Annotated in this window: 14 protein-coding genes; 8 read left to right on the top strand and 6 right to left on the bottom strand. The window is 44.0% G+C overall.

Annotated elements, in window-relative coordinates; translation table 11 throughout:
- Positions 1-98: 98 nt before the first annotated feature.
- Positions 99-221: a hypothetical protein gene (locus tag RDO37_RS07985; RefSeq protein WP_308498703.1), complete on the bottom strand. Its 123-nt coding sequence runs from the start codon at positions 219-221 to the stop codon at positions 99-101.
- Between the two features lie 262 nt (positions 222-483).
- Here RDO37_RS07985 and RDO37_RS07990 point away from each other — a divergent pair, with 262 nt between their 5' ends.
- Positions 484-906, top strand: a complete 423-nt coding sequence (locus tag RDO37_RS07990; RefSeq protein ID WP_308498704.1) for a DUF1810 domain-containing protein — start codon at positions 484-486, stop codon at positions 904-906.
- Positions 907-952: 46 nt separating this feature from the next.
- On the opposite strand, the gene RDO37_RS07995 is transcribed toward RDO37_RS07990, so the two are convergent.
- From RDO37_RS07995 to sstT, 4 genes are all read right to left on the bottom strand, one after another.
- Positions 953-1,756, bottom strand: coding sequence for an MBL fold metallo-hydrolase (locus RDO37_RS07995; protein WP_308498705.1), 804 nt, complete (start codon positions 1,754-1,756; stop codon positions 953-955).
- A gap of 95 nt (positions 1,757-1,851) precedes the next feature.
- The gene (locus tag RDO37_RS08000; RefSeq protein ID WP_308498706.1) at positions 1,852-2,580 is read right to left on the bottom strand and encodes a LysE family translocator; all 729 of its coding nucleotides are present in this window, start codon (positions 2,578-2,580) and stop codon (positions 1,852-1,854) included.
- A 44-nt stretch (positions 2,581-2,624) separates the two neighbouring features.
- Entirely contained in the window at positions 2,625-3,746 is a 1,122-nt protein-coding gene (gene hemH / locus RDO37_RS08005; protein WP_308498707.1) for a ferrochelatase, read from the bottom strand.
- 499 nt (positions 3,747-4,245) lie between these two features.
- Complete coding sequence (sstT, locus tag RDO37_RS08010; protein ID WP_308498708.1) at positions 4,246-5,508, bottom strand: serine/threonine transporter SstT; 1,263 nt, start codon at positions 5,506-5,508, stop codon at positions 4,246-4,248.
- A 1,763-nt stretch (positions 5,509-7,271) separates the two neighbouring features.
- On the opposite strand from sstT, the gene RDO37_RS08015 reads away from it, so the two are divergent.
- From RDO37_RS08015 to RDO37_RS08040, 6 genes are all read left to right on the top strand, one after another.
- On the top strand, positions 7,272-8,879 hold the full coding sequence (locus tag RDO37_RS08015) for a DUF3375 family protein (RefSeq protein ID WP_308498709.1): 1,608 nt from the start codon (positions 7,272-7,274) through the stop codon (positions 8,877-8,879).
- Positions 8,880-8,961: 82 nt separating this feature from the next.
- The gene (locus RDO37_RS08020; protein ID WP_308498710.1) at positions 8,962-9,882 is read left to right on the top strand and encodes a DUF4194 domain-containing protein; all 921 of its coding nucleotides are present in this window, start codon (positions 8,962-8,964) and stop codon (positions 9,880-9,882) included.
- Positions 9,883-9,903: 21 nt separating this feature from the next.
- A complete protein-coding gene (locus tag RDO37_RS08025) occupies positions 9,904-14,688 on the top strand; it encodes an SbcC/MukB-like Walker B domain-containing protein (protein WP_308498711.1) in 4,785 nt (1,594 codons plus the stop codon).
- A 429-nt stretch (positions 14,689-15,117) separates the two neighbouring features.
- Complete coding sequence (locus RDO37_RS08030) at positions 15,118-15,966, top strand: VacJ family lipoprotein (protein WP_308498712.1); 849 nt, start codon at positions 15,118-15,120, stop codon at positions 15,964-15,966.
- A gap of 480 nt (positions 15,967-16,446) precedes the next feature.
- The gene (locus RDO37_RS08035; RefSeq protein WP_308498713.1) at positions 16,447-18,024 is read left to right on the top strand and encodes a prephenate dehydrogenase/arogenate dehydrogenase family protein; all 1,578 of its coding nucleotides are present in this window, start codon (positions 16,447-16,449) and stop codon (positions 18,022-18,024) included.
- A gap of 425 nt (positions 18,025-18,449) precedes the next feature.
- Positions 18,450-20,243, top strand: a complete 1,794-nt coding sequence (locus tag RDO37_RS08040) for a hypothetical protein (protein WP_308498714.1) — start codon at positions 18,450-18,452, stop codon at positions 20,241-20,243.
- A gap of 133 nt (positions 20,244-20,376) precedes the next feature.
- Here RDO37_RS08040 and RDO37_RS08045 read toward each other — a convergent pair whose 3' ends face one another.
- Positions 20,377-21,129, bottom strand: a complete 753-nt coding sequence (locus tag RDO37_RS08045) for a hypothetical protein (protein ID WP_308498715.1) — start codon at positions 21,127-21,129, stop codon at positions 20,377-20,379.
- A 456-nt stretch (positions 21,130-21,585) separates the two neighbouring features.
- Here RDO37_RS08045 and htpX point away from each other — a divergent pair, with 456 nt between their 5' ends.
- Entirely contained in the window at positions 21,586-22,479 is an 894-nt protein-coding gene (gene htpX, locus RDO37_RS08050; protein WP_308498716.1) for a protease HtpX, read from the top strand.
- Positions 22,480-22,986 lie beyond the last annotated feature (507 nt).

Raw genomic sequence — 22,986 nt, forward strand, 5'->3', positions numbered from 1 at the left:
ATCAACTGTAGTGAAAAAAGAGGTATAAATTATTAAAGTTAAAAAACTGGCAGTCAATCAACGGCATATTTAAAGGCCGATGATTTAATATGCAAAGATTAGTTGACTAGTTTAATACCGCTAGATAAGCGCTGGTAGGTAGTTGTTAAGGAGTTCTGGACATTACCTAAGTAGCGCTGGCCCTGAAGAGCGCTGTAGTTTGTGTTTACATATACTGCCATGATTGATATTCCTCTTAATAGCTAGAGCGTGTAGCACGGCAGCCATTTGAGGCGTACCAGATCTGACTCGCTGTATGGGCTGACATTAGATGCATGCCCTTACACTTTGTATAACGACTTATTATGATTTAGTTATATTTTGTAAAAATTCATTAACTTTAGAAATGCTTGCGCATCTTATATTTTGGTACTGCTACATGTATGTAGCCGAGAGCTGCTAAACTGCATAAGTTTGGGATCTTTAGATTAAAAGGGGAGATGTATGTGTGATACGTATAATCTTGAGCGTTTTGTTGAGGCGCAAAAGTCAGAATACGATGTTGCGTTGAGCGAGATTCGTGAAGGGTGCAAGCGGTCGCACTGGATTTGGTTTGTGTTTCCGCAAATGGCATCTTTAGGCTTTAGCTACAATGCGCGTTTTTACGGGATTAGCTGTCTTGATGAGGCTAGGGCTTATCTTGCTCATCCCATTTTAGGAAAGAGATTGCGTCAAATTACCGAGGCCTTGCTGATGCATAAGGGTAAAGATGTGTTAAGTATCTTTGGTGCAATAGATACACTCAAAGTGTGCTCGTGTATGACATTATTTGATGCGGTGTCGCCAGATGATGTCTTTAGGCAGGTGCTTAAGACTTTCTATGAGGATAAGAGAGATGCGCAGACCTTAGCCTTAGTCAGAGGCTAAGGCTAGGTCTGAGCTCAAAAAGCGAGTGCGGGTTATTTGCTATGCTTTAGAGCTCAATGATCTCGAGGTCATCAGGGACGAGAATTTGGCCGTTAAAGACGGTAGCTGCCTCGGCGCTGTAGGTTTGTTTGCGAGTGCTTAGAGTGTGATCTTCGGTGTGGTACATAATGAGAGTAGACACGCCAAGAGCTGCTGCATTCTTGCCTGCATCGAGAGCGGTGCTATGATTTTTCTCGTAAGGCTTGTAGATCTCACGATCGTCGTAAAGGCAGAAGGCCTCGTGCATGAGATAGTCGGCACCTTTTGCGTATGCCTCAACAGTTGAGTTGTAAGGCTCATCGCCTAGGCATACTAAGCGCTTGCCATTAGGCAATATCGCGCTATAGCCAAATTGTTTTTCTTTAGGACTATGAATATCAAAGCAGGTAAGCTCCATGCCTGCAGCTTGGATCTTTTGACCATCGGTAATTTCATTGAGAATTACGCCACTGCCTAAGTGCTTGAGATCTTTTGCCTTGAGGGTAAGTCGACAGATGGTGTCGATTACATTGATGACTTTGTCATGACCGTAGACATTGAAAGTGCCAGTGTATTTGCCTGAGTTCATTAGCATCATGACTCTACGGATAACCCAGATAGTACCGAGAATATGGTCGGTGTGAGCATGGGTCACAAACATGTCTTGAATCCTGCTCAGATCAATCTTGGCTTTTTCAAATTGGGCCAAAATACCGTTGCCGCCGCCTGCGTCAACTAGCATCATGCCCTTGTCTGTTTCGATGGTATAGCAAGTGTTATAGCAATGGGTTACGAAGGCATCGCCTGTACCTAATATAGTGATTTTAGCCATAAGCAACAATTCTTTGGTTTTAGTAAGTCAAAATAGCCTGGTGTGGCTTTGGTGGCATCTTTTAGTGATCTTGCTTTAGGCTTTTGCTCTTTTGATTAGAGAAACTCTGATGCTAGAGTGTACAGAGCTAGAGCTGCAAAGATCAAAGCTGCAGATCCATCAAGAATCAGGTTAAAGAGCCTGGTTTTAAACTGCTCAGCAAGTTTACCTGCAAAGATCGCAATACTACCAAAGACAACAAAGGTACTCATAGCCATGATAAGTCCCATAATGGACATGTAGAACATGAGCTCATACTGACCTAGGCCTTGAGGTAGAAACTGTGTAAAGAAAGACAAGAAAAACAGCTGAACTTTAGGATTCGTGCAGTTCATGATGACACCGCGACGAATCATCTTAAAGTTTAGGATACTGCTATCTTGATTCTTGCTACGATCTTGGTCTTTAGATGTTGTAGCTTCCTGTGAGTATACTTCTTGAGAACTTGTGTTTGTATCTACTTGTTTGTCATTTGCATCGCTTTTGCTGCGATAGCGTTTGATAAAGCTTTTGGTGGCTTTTAAGCATAAATAACTAAGGTAGAGCGCACCAATGGTCTTGAGGATGGTGACTAGAGCAGGGATGGCAATAAATAGAGCGGTGATGCCTGCAACCATGCAAAAAGATTGTATGCAGATGCCTATGGTTAAGCCAATGACAACAGCTAGGCCTTTTTTGTAGCCATGCATGGCGCTTTGCGTCAGCACAAAGATATTGTCTGGGCCGGGTGCTATTGCCAGGATTATGGAGCTCAACGTGAATGAAAGTAAGGCTGCAAGAGACATTTTATGGGCGTTTCTTCAAGTTCTTTTGCATTTTTTAGAGTTGCTTAGAGTACTTTGGCATTATTGCGTACTAAAGAGCTCAGCAGCTTGATGTGGCCTTTTGAGTGGTTCAATGCAGGCACGTACAAGAAGCTATCGCCGCCTAAGGATAAAAAGCGTTCACGCAGATTGATATCGATATCGTAAAGAGTCTCAAGACAATCAATAGAGAATCCTGGAGCAACGACTAAGAGCCTTGAGATGCCTTTATCTAATAAGCGCTCAACTTCATCTTCAATATCAGGCTTAAGCCAGCTCATTGGACCCATCTTGCTCTGATAGGCAATCGAGACGTTTTCTTCATCTAAACCTAAGGAGGCAACGAGAGCTTTGGTGGTGGCCTCAACCTCATTTAAGTATGGATCACCAAGTTTGATATAGCTTTGAGGCAAGCTGTGGAAGGTGATAAGTACGTGTGCCTTACCACGCTTCATGATGCTATTAACATCTTCTACTTCGTCTTTCTTGCGCTTAATGCTAAAGAGCAGCTCATTGAGCATTGGCTTGATGCTTTCGGTGATCGCCTCAATGTACTCTTTATCATCAGGGAAGCTTCTCACCATAGCAAATTCCACATCTTTGTAGCTTTGCTTGATCTTTGCTAGCTCCATAGCAGGGCGTTTAGTGGTGGTGTCGCTGTACTGAGGGAAAAGAGGGATTAAGGTAACCTTTTGGGCACCTAATTCAACACAGTCTTTAACTACTTTCTCTAAGTTCTTACCAGCATATGCAAAGGCATTACGCACCATAAACTTTTCAGTAGTTATGGATGTTGAGTTTTCCTTTTGAGCGTGATCTTGCAGCTCATTTAACTGAGTGCTTTCAAACTTGTCATCGTCAAAAAGATCATTGCAGTTTTGATTAAGTGCGCACTCAAGACGATAGGCAAGACGGCTCATAGAGATGAGGTAAGGATTGTGCTCTTCAATAAAGATCTGCTTGTAGCGAGATACCATGCGCTCAGGTCGTGATCTTAAAATGAATGAGCGCAGAACAGGCTGCCAAATAAAGCGTGGGATTCTTACCACTAGCTTGTCAGAGAGGAAGTTTTTTAAGAAGCTCTTCAGGCTTTCAACATCAGCTTTCTCAGGAGAACCCACCGAATAGAGCACCACTGCATGCAACATGAAAAGCCTCCTGCATATAAAACAACACTAAAAACAGCCTCACAGGCCTAGCTCGCAACTTAGAAATCAAGCTCTAAATATTTTGACAAACATTATTAGAGCATAAATCATTTTGCCAGTGATTAGAACTTACTGACAAGGCATCTTGGCGGCCCTGACGCTTAATTGCCTTAAATTCGTCGCAAATTGAATGTTAAGTCACATATCTTTGTCTGTATGATGGCTCATAAGCAAGTATAGAGTATCGATAAGGTGTTCGATTATCTTGAGCGGGGTGAGTTTTTGTGGGAGCAATTAACAGATGAGTAAGAGCAATTAACAGTACTTAGTGCTTAGCTTACTGTGCTTTGATACGGCACTTGCTGTGGATGTGATGATTTGTTTGGGCAAAAAAAAGGGGAGAGGCTGATGGGCCTCTCCCCATTTTTTAAGGGAGATGCGCTTTGATCTCCCTGTTGGTGGCTATGGATAAAGAGCCACGCTGGTATTGTTTTGTGAATTAGGCTGACTGCTTGGCAGCGGCTAACTTCTCAAGACGCTCGGCACGGCGGCATGCTGCTGCGGTGAACAGAACGTCGGTGCAGGAGTTTAAGGCAGTCTCAGTTGAATCCTGAATCACGCCGATGATAAAGCCAATACCAACAACCTGCATAGCAACATCGTTAGGAATACCGAAGATGGAGCAAGCAAGTGGAATAAGCATTAAGGAGCCACCAGCAACACCTGAGGAGCCGCAAGCACACAGTACGGATACGATACACATGAGCAGTGCAGACCAAACATCGGTGTGAATGCCTAAGGTGTTAACTGCAGCCATTGTCATGATAACGATGGTTACACCAGCACCAGACATGTTGATGGAGCAGCCTAAAGGAATAGAAATAGAGTACGTTTCCTTAGGTAACTTCATCTCTTCACATAAAGCCATGTTAACTGGAAGGTTAGCAGCTGATGAACGGGTGAAGAATGCAGTAATACCGGACTTAGCAGTGGTCTTGAAGATGAGAGGGTATGGGTTCTCACGAGTTACAGCAAATACTAAGATTGCGTTGAATACAAAAGCAATCAGAAGCATAGTTGCAACTAAAACAACTACTACGTGTACGTAGTTGAGCAGGTTAGCAAAACCGCCAGGCTGAGTGGTGGAGTTATATACCAGACCCATAACGCCTAAAGGAGCAAAGCGGATAACCATGCGAACAACAGCGGAAACAGACTGAGCTAAGTCTTCTAAAACACGCTTGGTGTTGTCGTGTGCTGCACGGAAAGCTAAACCTAAACCGATAGCCCAAATCAGAATTGCAATGTAGTTACCATTCATTAATGCGGTGAATGGGTTCTCAACTGCCTGATTGACGAAGTTTGACAGCACTTCACCTACGCCTTGTGGAGTAGAGAGGGTGTCATCAAACTGCTCTAAGATGGCGAAGTGAGATGGGAAAGTGTAGCTCATGAACAGTGCTAAGCTGGCAGAAATCAGCATAGACACAAAGTAGAGCATGATAATAGGACGAATGTTAGCCTTGGTACCTGACTGGTGACGAGCAATAGCTGCTGCAACCAGTACGAAAACTAACAGAGGTGCTACAGCCTTCAGTGCCTTAACAAAGAGGTTGCCAAGCATTGGGATGATGGCGTGATCGTTAGGATAAATGAGGGCTAAGATAACACCCATGATGAGACCAAGAATGATCTGCAAAATGAATGGGACGCGATTTAGAGCATTGGCTAGAGGTGATTTTGGGTTTACCGGTTCTAACATGATGGAATAACTCCGAAAGAAATCTATCCCAGAAGATCTTTAAAGATCTTAAGGTTATACCTTGGCATGAACAATCATCGTTCTTATGCAAAGTAACTTGCCTTTGCAGTCACACCAGCGGCTGTCGCTAAGGCAATGCTTTGTTAAAGCAACGTTGCTTGTCAGAATCCCCTTAAAGATTTAGCCATAGTTAGTGACGGGGGTTCCTTATCTATCTAAGTAGTATTTGCTCAAGCTAACTAAGACAGATAAACGCCTGAGATAAGATTTTTCCTTAAGCAACCCCGAGGCCCTACGTACGAGTGCAGGCGCATCATCAGGGTGCGACATACTAAGCAGATAAAGACCGACAAGTGCTTTAAAGCTTGCATGTCTGCGCTTGAGTGCAGCTTCATGGTGTAAGTAAAAGTAAGTTGCTAATGGATAGCTTCGTGCAAGTTCTTACCATGGCTGCAACAGCATAGGATCACAGCTGCATGTCTTTGTAGACCTGGTTTAGCTGTAAAAGGTGCTGATAAATGAGTGTATTGCACATGGCTTAATAGATGGTAACGAGATCATCTGCAACTGCTATAAATCAAAATAGCAATCTTGGATGCGACTTTAGGTCGTGTTGAGCATCATAGCTATGTACAAAAGTGTGCTCATTATAGTGCGATTAGCGCTTGTTTATTAGCGTCCTTGAGAAAAATGTATCGTAATAGTGCAAAAACGCCCAAGATCTTTGATCTACATCAATGCACTTTTTCTACTTGTAGCTAAACACTGTTCCAAGTTAGAGCGTTAAGCATCTTTTTAGTACAGAGATCTGAGGAAGGATAAACAGCGTGCTTATCTAATTTGGCGCGGGTAAGAGAATGGATTTTGGGCGGGTAAGAGAATGGATTTGGCGCTATCAAAGATGATGCTTTAATGATGGGCTTGGCTAGCTCAACTAGCTCTATTTTGCAATGAGTTATGGTTTTGCGTTACTTAGATTGGGATATAGCTGCCTTTTGCTTGTCGCGATCGTCATAGTTTTTGGTTCAATGGTGCTATAATATGCGGCGCTTTTCATAAGATCGTTTCACTTTAGTGCAGCTTTAATGCACTTGATAGCGATCTTAGTGAAGTTGCTTTTCGCTTTTAATGTGGATGTGCAAGGGACTAGAAACCTCAAGATGCCTTGTTTGCATTTTGGATATGTGCTGATCTCTCAAGCTAAGAAGGCATTAAGTTTGAGGGATTGATACACGCTAACGCTTGCTTGTGAAGATCACTTCATGGTGCGTATAGAGTACAAGGTTTACTAGTTTTATTTGGCGTATACAAAAGCCTTGCTGATACGTTTGCTTGTATCCGTTGCCTGATGTAGTGCTGTATTTATATGTGGTTTTTGCAAGCCTGTGTTTTTAAGGCCATGCTGTAAAACTTGATATATGGCGCTATACATGCGCGAGTTTAGTTTGGCCGCGCAAGTAACTTAGGTAGTTTTGCTAACTTATGTTTTAGGCACTACCAAGTTAAACAGCAACACATTAGAAGCTCATCTTAGGCAAGTATCTGCCAAATCCCTGTGCATTTACGTATGCGAGAGTTAAAGACACTTCAGGCAAATTCATTATGATCTTGTCTTGGTCTTTAAGGCTGTATGTCACTGTTGTGCTTACAATGATGTATCTCATAGGTTTTGGTTAGTTTATGTGCTTTAACTTGCCATTGTGATGATCGCTGTGTTGCAGTGATGTGTTGGATAGGTTTAGCCACGATTTCAGGTTCGTTGGATGGACATTGATTACATATATTTCATGACGCAGAGAGCACGCTCCACTGCGTGGAATCTGCTGTGCGCCAATCGTGCGCCTGTAATTTTGGCCTTGGTTCATGAAGGCTTTATCAAGCTTAACCGTACTTCAGCTCCTGAGTCTGAACTTGTTGAGATTCTTAAGGACATCATCTTTAGAATCAATGGCGGCCGTATGTCCTATGAGTATGACTCACTGCAGGAAACCTCATTTTTTGAGGACTTTACTGGCACTAAAGTTCCAGTTGAAGATCCTGATGCAGCTGATGGCCAACCATCTGACAATGATCGCGCTACACAAGCAGCAGGTGGCAAGAATATGCGCGAGGATGCGCTGCATTACCTGCGCTATTGGTCTAGCGAGAAAAACCGTTTCTTTAGATGCTCATACATGGGCGCATCAGGAAGCGAGCCTTGCTACGACATCACCCCTGATCTACAAAAGGCTTACTCATTCATCGTTGGTATGAATGAGCAGAGCAACAACTTCGTTCCTACTGAGTCGCGCTTTAAAGGTCTTTTGGAGATCTTAAAAGAAGTGCATATGAGTACCGAGGGCAATGCCGAGTTGGTGCTTGAAGATCTCTATGCCCGCCGCGATGCTATCGATAAAGAAATTGAAAAGGCTAAGCGTGGTGAGATCGCTACTTTAAGTCCATCTCAGATTCGTGAGCGCTTCTTACAGTTCCAGCATGATGCTATTCAGATGGTGGATGACTTCCGTCAGGTGGAGTACAACCTGGGCAATCTTGATAAAGAGATCATGCAAGATATCATCAACTGGACTGGTCCACGTGGTGAGCTGTTAGATAAGTACTTTGATAAGAACGCATATATTGAAGAAACCGATCAGGGCAGATCGGTTAAGGCATTCTCAAGACTGCTCTTATCCTCATCAGATGATGAACTTATCGTTAAGCGTATTGATAACCTCTTAAATCGTGAGGAGATCAAGGGCTTAACAATTGATCCTCGTATCTTAAACATCCACGATCAATGGCTGCAGCTTAGATTGAATATTGAGCGCGTTATGGGCTCTTCAACTAAGCGTATTAAGAGTTTCTTACAGCCAGCAAACCTCGATTCAAACCGTTTCTTAAAAGAGCGTATCAAGTCGATTACTCAAAATGTAGTAGCTTTAACTAAAGAGTATGGCATTAGTAATCTGCCAGATTCTCTCTTTACTTTAGAGATCCCGCGAGCCGATATCACGTTGCCTTTTGATCGTCCTCTAGCAACAGTTAATGAGCGACTAGAGTTTAGTACAGAGATGAAGGGCGATGAGTTTAGACCTGATGATCACAAGCTCTTTGATCAGATCGTGGTTGATCCTGTATTGCTCTACCATCGCATTGAAGAATTTATGAATACTCAAGATGAGGTGGATTTAGTAGACATCGTTAAACGCTACCCACTTGAGCATGGTATTACAGAGCTGACTTACTACGTAAAGATCGCCATGTCTGACTACAAGATTGAAGAAGACGCCACTCGTGAAGATCTTTACCGCTGGGAGTCAATGGATGCCGAAGGTAACACCGTAATGCGTGTTGCTAAGCTAAAACACATTACTTTAAAGCGCCTCTAGGTGCCGCCTAAGCTTCAGGCTTATAGATAAGATTAAGGTCTTACTCATAAGCCTGTGCAACAAAATTACTTTTGGAACATGTATGTCTTTTAATGACGAAAATCGCGACGATCAATCGCGTAATACAGCAGCTTTTAACGCGCTCTTTAATCAGGGGGCGAACTCAGGCAGCACCGAGTCTGTAATGGATCGCTTAAGCCGTCTTGAGGGCACAGCACCTGACTATGGAACTGATGATTATACTCAGGCTGATGTTGGCACTGATGCTGACGTTAATGCTGAGGATCCGGCCGATGAGCAAAACGAGGAGCAAGCAAGCTCTAGAAGCCGAGCAAAGCTCATCTCTCCTGGTGCTTTAGTGGTATTCCTCTTAAAGAACTATATCGATAGAGAAGATGACAAGACCATCTTTGAATCGCTCGTGCGTCAAGAGCGAGAGGTTGAAGAGTTCTGTCGTCGTATGTTCTTACGCTTAGTTATCGACCATGACTCTGGCTTTGCTTATGTGCGTTCTTTATCTGAAGAAGAGATGCCGGTTGATTCAGGTCAGCGTCCACCACTATTACTCAACCGCCGTGCGATGCCGTTTTATGACAGTTTACTGCTCATCTTACTGCGTCAGCGCTTACTTGAGTTTGATCTCTCTGGTCAGTTTGGCCGCTTAGTGCTCGATCGTGCTGAGATCGTCACAATGGTTAAGAGCTTCGTGCATAACGTTAATAACGACAAGCGTCTTGAGGATAACTTAGATAAGTCCATTGAGCACTTAAGAACCTTAGGTTTACTTGGCCGTATTGGCCCTGTCCTTAAGAGCAGAACCAAGGCTGAAAAAGATGCTGAGCGCATTGAAGTAAAACGAATTATTGGTGTAATCGTGACACCTGAAATCTTAAAGCAGGCAGATGAAATACTTGCCTCTTACTTAAAGCACATCAAGGAAGGTGGACGTGCTAAGAACACCTTAAATGCCGACGATGATGCCATGCTTGATACCGCTGATTAAGCCTGACTTAAGGGAAAAGCAATGCAAGATTTATTAAACAACGACGATCTTGAACAGCAACAGCAAGTCAGTGCTGGTAACGAGACTAACTCGTCAGATGCTGTATCAACAACTAGCCCATCAACCGAGCCTACCGCTGATGCTGCCGTAGCGGCCAATGCCTCCGCCGCAGCCACTGCCTCTGACGATGCAGCCTTAGGTGATAATGCTGCTGAGGATCAGGGCTCTGATGCTGCCACAGCTGATAACGCTGCCACTGCCGAGGTAAAGGTTGAGGAAGTTGAGGTTGGATCAGGAAGCTTACTTGAGATTGCTGATGGCCAAGATCCAATGTCTTTGACTGAAGAGGATCTGCTCCGTTATCCACAAATGACAGTCAACCGTGAGGGCTTTAGACTGCAGCGTGTGGACATCTATAACTGGTCATCATTTAATAACAACGTTAAGTCCGTGTACTTTGGCGGTCAAAATGTGCTGATGACTGGTGATAACGGTGCCGGTAAGTCATCTTTAATTGACGCCATGACCGTACTGCTTTATGACGTACGTAAGGTCACCTTTAACCAGGCCGCTGGTGCAGAAAAGGGCGAGCGTAGCCTTAACTCCTATGTTTTAGGTCTGTATAAGAATGACAACTCCTCAGGTGTAAAAACTGAGCATGGTCTGCGTTCGGGTCAAAGCGCTGTTTTAAGTGTTATTAGTGCTACCTTCTTTAATGAAGCACTCAATGAGTATGTAGTACTGCTACAAGCTATGGTGCATACCAAGAGCAAGGGCACTTTAAACCGTTATTACTTTATTGGTAATCAGGACTTTAACCTGCAGCATGATGTGCTGCCTGTTAAGGACATCAAGGAGCTCGGGGCTAAATTACGTTCGCTTGGTTGCACTCGTTACGACGGTTTCTCTGAGTACTACTCCATGATGCAGCGCCTCTTTGGTATCGAAGGTACCAAGGTGCTTGATCTGTTCTACAAGACCATTTCTATGAAGTCTATTTCCAATATTTCAGACTTCGTAAGAAAGCAAATGCTTGAAGACTTCAACGGCGATGAGCTAGTTGAAGAGATGGTCGATCGTTTTAACGACTTAGATGCATCTTATCGTTCTGTAGAAGAGGCCAAAAAGCAGGTAGAGGCTTTAGAGCCTATCTGTATTAAAGGTGAAGAGTACAGCACTGTAGCAACTCAGGTTGAGTTCTTAGAGCGTTGTAAGGTCTATACCTCACCATATCTCTTTAAGAAAAAGAGCGATCTGTTAAGTGTTGAGATTGAATCTAACAAGCAGCGCTTAGAAGATATCAACCACGATCTTGAGCGTAGCCGTCAAGACTTAGAGCGTATCAATACTCAGATTCAGAACGTTCAAAACGAGATCAATCAGCGCGGTGGTAACCGTCAGCAGCTCTTAGAGCAATCTATTGCCTCGGAGCGTCGTGAGCGTGACCGTATCTACAAGGCCTTTGAAGATCATCGTACCTTAATGAGCAATATCTCATTGCCTGAGGTTAAGAGTGAGAAAGACTTCCAAGCTTCTTTAGTTAAGCTTGAAGAGATGAAGAAGCTCAACTCTTCAAAGATCAAGAACTACGAAGAGAACATTGCGCAGCGTAATATTGAGCTCAAGACTGAACAAGATCGCCTTGCAGAAGTTGCCGATGAACTCGATTCTTTAAGAAATCGTAAGAACAATCTGCCTAAGAAGTACATCGATACGCGTAACGAAATTGCTCATGCTATTGGCTGTACTGATCAAGACTTACCTTTCGCCGGTGAGCTTATGCAGGTACGTAGCGAGGAAAAGGCTAAGTGGGAATATGCAGTAGAAAAGCTGCTGCGCTCCTTTGGTCTTTCCATGTTAGTACCTGAGCAGTACTACAAAGATGTAGTTAATTACGTTAATAGCAACAACTTATCGATGCGTTTAGTGTTCTTCCGCATTAGCGAGAATGACATTGCTAACAACAATAATCGCATCAATACCACTTTAGGCGCTGCTTTAGGCGGTGGATTTGATCGTCCACGTATCAGTGCTAACTCACTGCCACGCAAGATCGACATTAAGAACGATCCTGTGTTCCACTCTTATGTACGTCAGCATCTTGAGAGAACCTTCAACTACGTATGTACTGAAGATCAAGATGAGTACCGTCGAGAGAAATATGCCCTGATGCCATCAGGTCTGTTCAAGGCAGGTGGTCGTAACGAAAAGGACGACCGTAGAAGCCGTAATGGCAATGACTATATCTTAGGTTGGACCAACGAAGATAAGATCGCCATCCTCTCTCAAGAGCGTATCCGTATTAATCAGGTAATCGACACCATCGAGTCTCAAAGAAGAACTCTGATGCAGGGTATGTCGCTTACTAGCCAACAGCAGAACGTGATTGGTCGTTTAAACTACATCACTCGTTTCTCTGAGATTGACTATGGCGCTCACGATAAGGTGCTTGAGGGCTTATACGCTGAGTTAAATGAGCTCAAGAGCTCTTCAGACATTATGCGTACTCTCAATAAGCGCAAAGAAGAGCTCTTTGAGGATAAGCGTAACCACGAGACTCGTCGTGATTCATGGTTAAAGGAGCAAGGCTCAGTATCATCACGTAATGTTCATTTAGAGAATCAATTACTGCAAAGTAATGATCTGTGCATGAACTACCATATGATCGAAGAGCACTTAGCCGGCGCTATTGAGCGTTTAACCTCTGATGCCTTAGCTAGACTGCACTTAGGCGAGTTAACTCACGATCGTATTGATGTTATCAATAACGAGGTAGTCTCACGCCTGCAGCAAGACATCAATGCTCTTCAGAATAAGAAGTCTGGCTTAAGCCAGCAGATCGTGGCACTGCAAAGCCGCTTTACTCAGACTTTCGAGGTTGCAGCACGTAACCTTGATGCTTCACGTGCTGATGCATGGGAAGACTTTAAGAACTTCTTTGATAAGTTACAGCAAGACGATTTACCACGCTTTGTGGAGGCCTTTAAGGACAAGCTCAATCGTGAAACTATCGATCAGTTAGGTACCTTAAACGCTGCCTTGCTTGCTCAAAGCCGCAAGATCAAAGAGCGTATTGCAGATATCAACAGCATCATGAAGGATGTGGACTTCAATCCAGATCACTACATTCAAATGGTGGCTACAGAATCTGCCGACGTTGAAATCAAGCAGTTTAGAGCTGACTTAAAGACCTGTACATCGGCACTGCCTGAGGAGGATAAGACCTTAGAGGCAGCGGACGAACGCTTCCATCAGGTTAAGGCCTTAATCGACCGCTTCAAGGGCTTAGTCAATGAAGGTGATATTGACCGTCGTTGGCGTAACAAGGTAACTGACGTAAAGATGTGGTATGAGTTCTCCGCATCTGAGCATACTCGTCAGGATGATAGCCAGGTTGATTACTACGAGGATTCAGGCGGTAAGTCTGGTGGTCAGAAAGAAAAGCTTGCTTACACCGTGCTTGCCTCATCTCTTGCCTATCAGTATCAGTCCAATGCTCGTAACAAGGGCATTAGCTTTAACGATCCAAGCAAGAGCGCACATGGCTCAACTCAGGCCAATACTGCAGAGAATTCTGAGCAAAGTGCTAATGCCGAGGCTCCAAATGGCGTAGCTACAAGTCACTCACCTGTGTCTTATCATGACCGTTCATTCCGCTTCGTAATTATTGACGAGGCATTCGGTCGTGGTTCTCCACAGTCGGTTGATTATGCGCTGACTCTGTTTAGCAAGTTCAATCTGCAGCTGTTAGTTGCTACCCCAATGCAGAAACTCGATATTATCGAGAAGTATGTAAGACACGTGGCCTTCGTCTATCGTGATGAAGAAAGCCATGAGTCTACTGTGCTTAACTATGGTCTTCTTGACTACATCCTTAAGCGTAAGCTCAAGGAGCACATGACTAGAGCTCCTGTGCTTACCGAAAAAGCAGCCGCTCGCGGTGATGCTGTAGCCAAGCTCGCTATCGATAAGGCAAGTGAGCTTTACGATAAGCTTGATGAGCGCATTATCTCTGAGCAAGACAAGTTTGCCGGCCCTCGTGTCACCGCACAAGGCGCACCATCAGATGCAGCAGCCAAAGCCCGTACCCAAAAGGTAGCAGCCACTCCAGATGCGTCAACACCTGAAGCTGAAGCAGCATCAGCACCAGCATCAGCTGCAGCAGCACCTGCAGCTGCTGAAGCAGCAAGCAGCAACGGCACCGATAGCGACACCACAAGCTCAGAGGTTAGCCAAAACGCCGCCGCAGCTAACACTCTAGCTGCTGCCGATAGCGATGCAGATGTGAGTGCAGCTAACGCCGCTGCAGAGGCCAAGGCAGAAGCTACAGCTAACGATGAGAGTGACTCTAAAGATGAGGCTCAGAGCCAAGAGGCCGAGGCTAAGGCTTTAGAGGAGGAGCGTAATCGTCAGGAGCGCGAGCAGATTGCTAAGGAGCTGCAGCTAAAGGATGAGGATGGATCTTACTTCTCGATTGAGGAATACACCCGTAAGGTTCAAGAAGAGCATCAAAAGCAAAAGCAGCAGCGTACTGAAGAGGCTCTCTCCAAGCTCGACTTCTTGATGAGTAGCTTCCCTGCTGATAGTGAGGAGAGCTCATCTGAGGCGGATGCTGATGTTCCAAGTGATGAGAATAAAGAAAGCTTAGATGATGGACAAGAAGAGTTCATCTTAAACTCAGATCTTGGCAGTAACAATAAGCCGAAGTCTCGCTCTAAGAAGCAAGAGGAAGAAGAGGAACCTCAGTATGAGATTTCTCTTGAGGACTTATTAGTTATTGAAGATGAGGAAGAAGACATCTACTAACAGTTAAGCTTATGCTTAGCTTTGCAAAGGGCGACGACCTTAATACTAGTGGTCTGTCGCCCTTTGTGTCTTTAGATATCTCATCTAGCTAAGGCAGAGTGGTTCTGAAAGCACACCGCACAAGAATTTCCCTGGTGCTATATAGAAAATCGCTTATCTAACAGACACCTAAGTGCTAGTAATTGCACTGATGAATTCTGATGGTGGTAGAATCACCGTCTGCTCTGTTTTGGTTCATAGTTGTATTAACTATGCATATCATTAGAATTAGGCCTAGGATGGCAAATAGAATTTATTGCTAAGGCTATATTTAGATGTGTTTTCGATGCGCAGGCCATGGGATAGTTTGCTACATGAGCTATGCATCGCTGTATTAGGCAAGTACTCAAGCTTTATGCTGTGAGTATGCTTAGGGCCATGGGGGTCGTTATGTTCAATCTCAAGCGTCATGTTAAGCAAGTTTTTGGCAGCTCTATGCTGTGTGCCGCCTTGATGCTATCTACTGTTGGCCTCACTACAGAGGCTGAGGCAGCTCATGGTGCTTACAACCCAATGATGCCAAGACAGCTCAGTGAGAAAGCTGCTAGCGCCGACTATACATACGGCTATAGTGTGCTCTCAGGTCATGCTATTGATACCCTTGAGGGGCCAAGCCGCTATATGTGGTACCTCAACTATGACATCTTAGATAAGTACATCTTAAGACCAGTATCCCATGGCTATGCTTACTTACCACAAGGTGTACAAAACTCTGTAGGCAACTTCTTTAATAATCTCGACGAGATTAACAACGTGCCAAATAATCTCTTAGTCGGTGAGTTTGCCTCCTCAGGTACCTCTTTAGTGCGTCTTGCCATCAATAGCACCATTGGTATCTTAGGTTTCTTTGATGTAGCCTCTTATATTGGTATCAAGCATACCCCAATGAATATGGCCACAGTGCTTGGTAAAGGCAAGGTTGAACAGGGCCCGTTCATGATGATCCCAGCCTATGGTCCAACCACTGCTCGTGACCTGCATGGCGACATTATTGATGGTCTGCCTTGGTATGCCGTCTCTTGGCCAATTACTACAGCAAAGTTTGTAATTCGTGGTATTCACGATCGCGCTCAGCTCATTGATCAAGAGCCAGTCTTAGATAACAGTATCGATCCATACATCTTCACTCGCGATGCTTACCTCATGTACGACGAGAACAAGATCAATCCGATTCAAGAGGGTGAAGTTACCGATACTGACGATTTTGACGATGAGTTCCTTGACGAAATCGACGGCTAAGGCAAATTAATACCAAAAACAACAGAGCCTGTTTGCCCAAGCAACAGGCCTCATAAAAGGCCGCTTAGCGGCCTTTTGTGCCTAAAAGCAAAGACAAAATCATCACCCTCATAAACGCACACTCTAACAATCCGGCCCAAGCGCAACACAACAAAATCCTACCCAAGTGGAACTCCACAAAATTCTGCCCAAGCGTATAAGATCGCAATTTCGACCTACGACAACCGTGCAATGCCGAGCTGCTCTGCCCTGATTTGAGGATTCTAAGCTCAGCTATAGGCCATCATGCTGTTTTGCTATCTTTTGCGGCATAATACTCCTGTGCCTAAATGAGCCAATGAGACTGCTTCTGCCCAAAGATGCTTGGTAGCAGATGAAAACTTGCTCTCAACCATAGGCATACATTTGTAAAAGTATTCACCGATTTGAAAAGGAGCAAGGCTTAGGTTCAGTTATCTGAATCTTCCAAGCCTTTTGTCTATGAGTATGCCGACTAAGACCTCTCAAGCTTCATCATCATGCGTCAATGCAAGCGCTTTAGACGCATGCAATACCACTCAAGCTAAGGCCGTAGACGCTCCTTATCAGAACAATGCTGAGAAGGTAATCCAAAGCTCTGCAAGCAATGCAGAGAATCTCAGTCCAAACTCAGCAAGCAATGCAGAAAATATCAGCCCTTGCTCTGCAAGCAATGCAGATGCGCTAAGTCAGAGTGTAGCAGCTAATGCTGAAACTGCTGCTGAGCTTAAGCGCCTTAGAGAAGAGATTGATGCGGCTGATGAGGCCATTGCAGCACTGCTTAGAGTGCGCACTTCATTAGTAAGATCAGCTGCTCGCCTTAAGTCGCAATCAGGCGAGGGCGTAGTAAGCGGTATTAGAGAAGAAAAGATTCTTTTCCATGGTGCTCAGCTTGAGCAAAAGTATGGCCTAGCTCCATCACTGATGCAGGATTTACAGCGTCGTATCTTAAGACAGTCGTATATTGAAAATGGCTCAGATAAGTACGCAAGTGCCCATGAGCAATCTGAAGCTAACAAATCAGCATCCGAGCGCTGTAAGGTCTGTATAGTCGGTGGTGCCGGCGGTATGGGGTCATATTTTGTACGCTACTTAAGCGCTGCTGGCTATGAGGTAAGTGTGGTTGAGCCTCATGATTACAAAATGGATCATTATGGAAGTGCGGTTGAGGACATCCATAAGTCAATTGCTGCATCTCGTCTTGCTAGCGCTAACTGGTGCATTATCTCGGTACCAATTGATAAGACGAATGATGTCATTAAGCAAGTTGCTTGCTTGATTAGAAAGGACTGTATTCTTTCTGATCTTACCTCTATTAAAGGTGAGCCACTGCATACTATGCTCAAGTACCACTCTGGCCCGGTAGTTGGTTTACACCCAATGTTTGGTCCAGATACAGTATCGTTCGTAAAACAGGTAGTAGTGGTTGTAAATGGTCGTGAAGATGACAAGTGCGCTTTTATAGCCAAGCAAATGAGACTCTTTGGTGCTCACGTTGTAACTTGTAGTGCCGATGAGCATGATAATGCCATGCGTGTGATTCAGGCACTGCGCCACTTTACTACCATCGCTTATGGTAACTTCCTACGCGAGCGCTTTGGAACAGACGCAGCTGATGCAGGCAATGCCGTAAGTACAAATGATCTAAGTCCAAGCAGTTTAGATAACGATCCATCTAGCAAGATAGGATCAGAGGGTAGGGTCTCACCAAACTCAGACTCTCCATTTGTGGCTCGCCTGATAGATATGTGTTCTCCTATCTATCACTTAGAACTATTGATGGTGGGACGTCTGTTTGCTCAAAACCCAGAGCTGTACTGCGACATCATTAGTGCCTCAGATAAGAACCTTGAGCTTATTGAGCAGTACATTGACTGTGCCTCTCGATGCTTACAAATCCTCAAGCATAAAGACCGTGAGGCCTTTATCGATGAGTTCAAATCCACCACTAATTTCTTTGGCTCTTATGCCGATAGCTTCTTAAAAGAAAGCGGACGCATCCTAGCTTTAGTTCAGGATACATTTGCTGCCGACAAATAGCCATGCCAAGGCCTAGTGATAGCTTTGCTTACTTGTTCCAAATGCTTTGTGATTTGCATGTATAGCAAGATTGGTAATGTGCACAGTACGCGGACAAAACAGACATTAGGCGGCGATTGGTTTTCATATCATTGCTATGGCTGTGGTATTATTTCTAGATGTGTCTTGTCATCAGACAGCCGACAATGCAAGGTATCACTTTATTCTTAGTGGCATTTGTTGAGGCTCTCTGATTGACACTTTTAGCCCGAGTAGGCTGCTTTCTTTGATTGCATATACTCAAGATTTCTAACGCGAGTAGATTGCTGTATTTGCTTTCATATACTCAAGTTTTCTAACCTGCGCTGTAATGATACTAACCGTAGTTGAAGATTTAGCGAAAAAAGATCATTATGTGCGCTTTACCTGCTCTTTAGGATGGTTCCATGCTGCGCCTGGGAATACTGAAGAAACTTCTTTACTGGACTCTGATTTTGCTGGCAGTGTGTTCACTGCTATTAGTTGCTCAAATCAAGATTGCGACTTATATCTTTGATGCCAAAATCTATTATGCGTTAGCTAAGGTCGAGCGTAAGATTCCAGGCTTAAAGCTGCAGTATGAATCTACAGGTGAGTCTTTTACCGAGCGTAAAGGTAGACTGCATTTCACCTTGCCACTTAAAAAGGGCAATACCTTAGGCGAAAGCGCAATTACTGGTGCTGTTGACACTACGTTACTCTTTGGCCCACTGCGTTTATCAGGCGGCATTGATAGCGTTCCAGGTAGTGGCAATATTGACGATATCTTAGCTAAGTTCAATATCGACCCAATTAGCTTCACCGGTGCCTTTAAGGTTACTGCAATTACTCCATCCATCCGTGCCACCATTAAGACTGACTCATTCTTAATCCCAACTAGCACAGGTATTTGTAAATTTGGTCAGAACGCATTCAACTTCTCAGCAACTTCAACTGAGGATGTGGATGTAGCGCTAAGAAGTGCTGGTGTCGTTTGTGAGGGTGCTGAGCGTTATAACAATTCACCAAATTATCGCTTAGATCTTCTTGGTGTAGAGCTTTCTCTTCTGCCTCGTATCATCGACAAGAAGCCTCACTTTGAGAGCTTAATTGTTAACTTCGAGAAGTTAGATTTTAAGTTCTCAACTTTGTATGCCATTGGTTTTACTCCAGAGGATGAGGTAAGAGATCCATCACTGCAAGATGGTATTTCCTTTAACAACGTCTCTACCATGATTACTTTGACTCAGCCTGATGCTGATGGTATGTCAAAGCTGTCATTTGATAACTCTGGTAACTATGGCTTTGCCTTCCCATTAATTCGCTATGGTGTAGAGCAACCTTACTATGAGTTAAACGACTTTAAGTTTGCTGGCTCTCTTGAGCGTATCTCAATTCCAAAGCTTTACGATGCATCTAAGGCTATTGTGAAAGGCGCTGATGAGAAGTTTGATACTAGCAAGGTCTTCAAAGAGGTTATGAAAGGCTTTACTGATGTGATTGGTATTACCATCGAGCAGTTTGGCTATACCCATAACAATCAAAGCTTTAGCGTACAAGGCAGAACGGATTTGTCATTTGATGAGCACAGTGCTAAGCCAAAACTCGCACGCTTTGACTCAGACTATAAGATCACTGCAGATAAGGCTTTAGTACGTGAAATTGCCGGAACTGATTATCAAAAGCCACTTGATCAGGCAATTTGGGCAGGACAAATTTCTGATGACGGCGAGCGCTATACCACTGCACTTAAGCTGCATGGAACTTCTTTATCGCTTAACGATATTCCAGTTACTAACTTAGTATCTAATGACGATATGCTCTATGAGGAAGAGCAAAAGGCGTTAAAGCAACAAAAAGAAGAGCTTAAGGCTCAAGAAGAGGCTCTTAAAGCTGAAATTAAAGCTGCTAAGGAAGCTCAGAAGAATCTGCCATCCCTTGTTGAGGGTAACTTAAATTCTGAGAATAATGCTCTAGCACTGCCTGAAGAGCACGCAGCACCTGTAACAAAGCGCAATAGTGATGATGCCTTAGCGCCAATTAATCCTCAGAGCAATGATGTGACTCAGATGCAAGCTGAGCCACAGGGCGCTGCGCAACCTCATGGAGCAGCGCAGCCTCAGGGAGCAGGGCAACCACCTGCGCAGCCACCAGTTCAGAGTGCACCGCCAGCTCCATCACCTGCAGCAGGTGATGAGGTTGAGCCTATCAAGCTTTACTAGACAATAAGGTAGTCAAAACAACAAGGGCCATAGCAATGATTAGTTGCTATGGCCCTTGCGCTTTTAGACTGTTTTTTTTGAGCACCACATGCATATTGGCAATGGCGGCTCTTATCTTTGATAACTAAGATTTTTAGTTATCGTGGATTCCTTTGAGCGTGAGGATAAATCCTTGACGCTTCTTAAAGCCCATAAACATGAACAGCACCATGGTCAGAACGATGAGACCTGCGGTGATCACCTGACCCATCATCTGTGATGGAATCACGCCACGAGCAGTCAGACTCATGATGGATGGGATGATGATGAATAAAGAGCAAATTAACAGTACACGGCAGTAGCGCACCATAGCCTCATTTGGGCTATTACGACGAGCTACTTTCTCAGGAATGGCTAAACCAATACCTGGCTCTTGCTTGTACTTTGGTCCATCGATAATGGCAGGGCGTGCGGTGTAGCGGAAAAGGTGCTGCTTAACACCAGGACGTACCACTACCTCAAGCTTTAAATCTAACAAAGCGTTGGCTTTGCACTCAATTGCTTTTTCAAGTAAAGCGGCATGGCACTCACGCTCATGACCACCTTCAGCAGCAATTAAAAACTTACGATTATCAGCCATCAGCTTGTGCTCTGGATAGCTAGTCTCAGGAGTAGCGGCTACTTTGTCATTGCCTAAAGAAATGGATTTGAGGGACTTAATTTCAGCCTTACCAAATGAAAACATGGATGGCTTAGAGATGTCTTCAAACTCACAATCAGCGCCAATGACCAGCTTTTCATCAGAAGCAAAGTCATTAAGCGGAGCACGGTAAGTGCTAGCTGTACCATGAACATAGACATCACAATAAGACTTGTCGCGATTAATCGCTATAACTGTTCCCTGCATAATTCCTCCTAAAGAACAGCGGGCATTATAGCATGCGCTGATAAAATGGCTTGCTTTGCCTCTTTTAGCCGTGAGCATAGTCATATTCATTTGTTTGTATATGGCCAAATTGCCAATCACTAACCATCAACAAGTAAAATTACAAGCACAAGTTCGCATAGCTATCTGTAGTACTCATGGCCATGGGGGCTGCATTTGCTGCTAATTGCTCTGAGCATAGGATGTGGCTCGAAAGCAGGTCTAGATGAATGGCAATCAACATGAAAGATATGAACTACGTATTGGCTAAGCAAAAATGAGCGGGGATAAGTAAAAGTAGGGTGGTTGTGATTTCTTGTGAGCAAAGTGAGAAAAAGTAGGAAGAATCTATCTTTTGCCTAAGTAAGACAAGTTAGAATATGCACCATGGTATTTGTTTAGTACCAATCCTATTTCATTTTTCGAGGAAAAGTCTTTATGCGCGTTCTGCTGTTTATTCTTATGCAAGCAGCGGTGCTTGTAGTAGTCGGCGTGGTCGGCTCTATTTTGATGTCTTTATTAGGCATTCGTCTGTCACCTGGTAACTATGCTGGCCTGTTTGTAATGTGCGCCATCTTTGGTTCAGTTGGCTCCATCGTCTCTTTATTCATGTCTAAATCCATGTGTAAGAGAGCTTATGGTGTTGAGGTTATTACTCAGCCACGCAACAATGCTGAAGCTTTCCTTTTAAAAGAAATCTCCTCCATGGCTCAAAGAGCCGGCATTGCTATGCCTGAGGTAGGTATTTACTACTCAGCTGAGCCAAATGCATTTGCAACTGGCGCATCTAAGGATGCTGCTTTAGTGGCTGTTTCAAGTGGTCTGTTAAACAACATGAACGCCGATGAAGTACGTGGTGTTTTAGGCCATGAGATTAGCCATATCTCCAATGGTGACATGGTGACCATGACCTTACTGCAAGGCGTGCTCAATACCTTCGTGTACTTCTTCTCCTACATTATTGCTCAGGCCCTGTCAGGCTTCTTAAACCGCAGCTCTGATGAGAATAGCTCTGGTGGCGGTAACTTCTTTGTCTTTTACATGGTTAACAGCTTACTGCAGATGCTCTTCGGTATCTTAGCTACTATTATTTCCATGTGGTTCTCCCGCTACCGTGAATATCGTGCTGATGCGGGCTCTGCTGATTTAGAAGGTACTGATCGCATGATTAGTGCACTGCAGGCTCTACAGAGAATGAAAGACCTTAATGTACAAAAGGAAGGCCAGTTCAGTGCTCTGTGCATCAACGGCGGTGTATCCGTATCTGAGTTATTCATGAGCCACCCTCCACTTGAGAAGCGTATTGCTGCTCTGCGTGCTCGTGGCCGTTAATTAGATCGATGCTTAAACCTAGCAACGTTTAGCTAGGTGTCTAAACTAATTTCGTCAATCAAAATCAAAGGCAGATCGTTTCGGCGCTCTGCCTTTTATTTTTGGTGTTAGGCAAAAGATTTAAGCTTTTATTTTGATGCGATATACAAAAGGCATAAAAACATCTCAGTTCATGGATTATGGATATTTTTGCTTTTAAGAGTATGCCGCGTAAGGTGGCAGGATGTAGTGCTGTTGAGTTGAGTGGCGTGAAGATAAGAGCAATTCACCGTACCTAGAATAGTTGTTAATTGCCTTATGTATGGGAACCTTGGATCCTAGTCAAATGTTTTGACTTTGTCTTGACAATAATTGTTATGGCAAAACTACTAGATATAATGCGGGTTTGAAACATTTTTGATGTAAGTTATATTGTGTCATTTTACATTAATTGCACAAATAATGTACTTTTTACGAGATACTATTCACAAAAAGGGACATTGAGTTAGTTGATAAAATAAATCAGAT

The organism is uncultured Anaerobiospirillum sp. (assembly GCF_902485895.1).
In the GTDB taxonomy this organism is placed as follows: domain Bacteria; phylum Pseudomonadota; class Gammaproteobacteria; order Enterobacterales; family Succinivibrionaceae; genus Anaerobiospirillum; species Anaerobiospirillum succiniciproducens.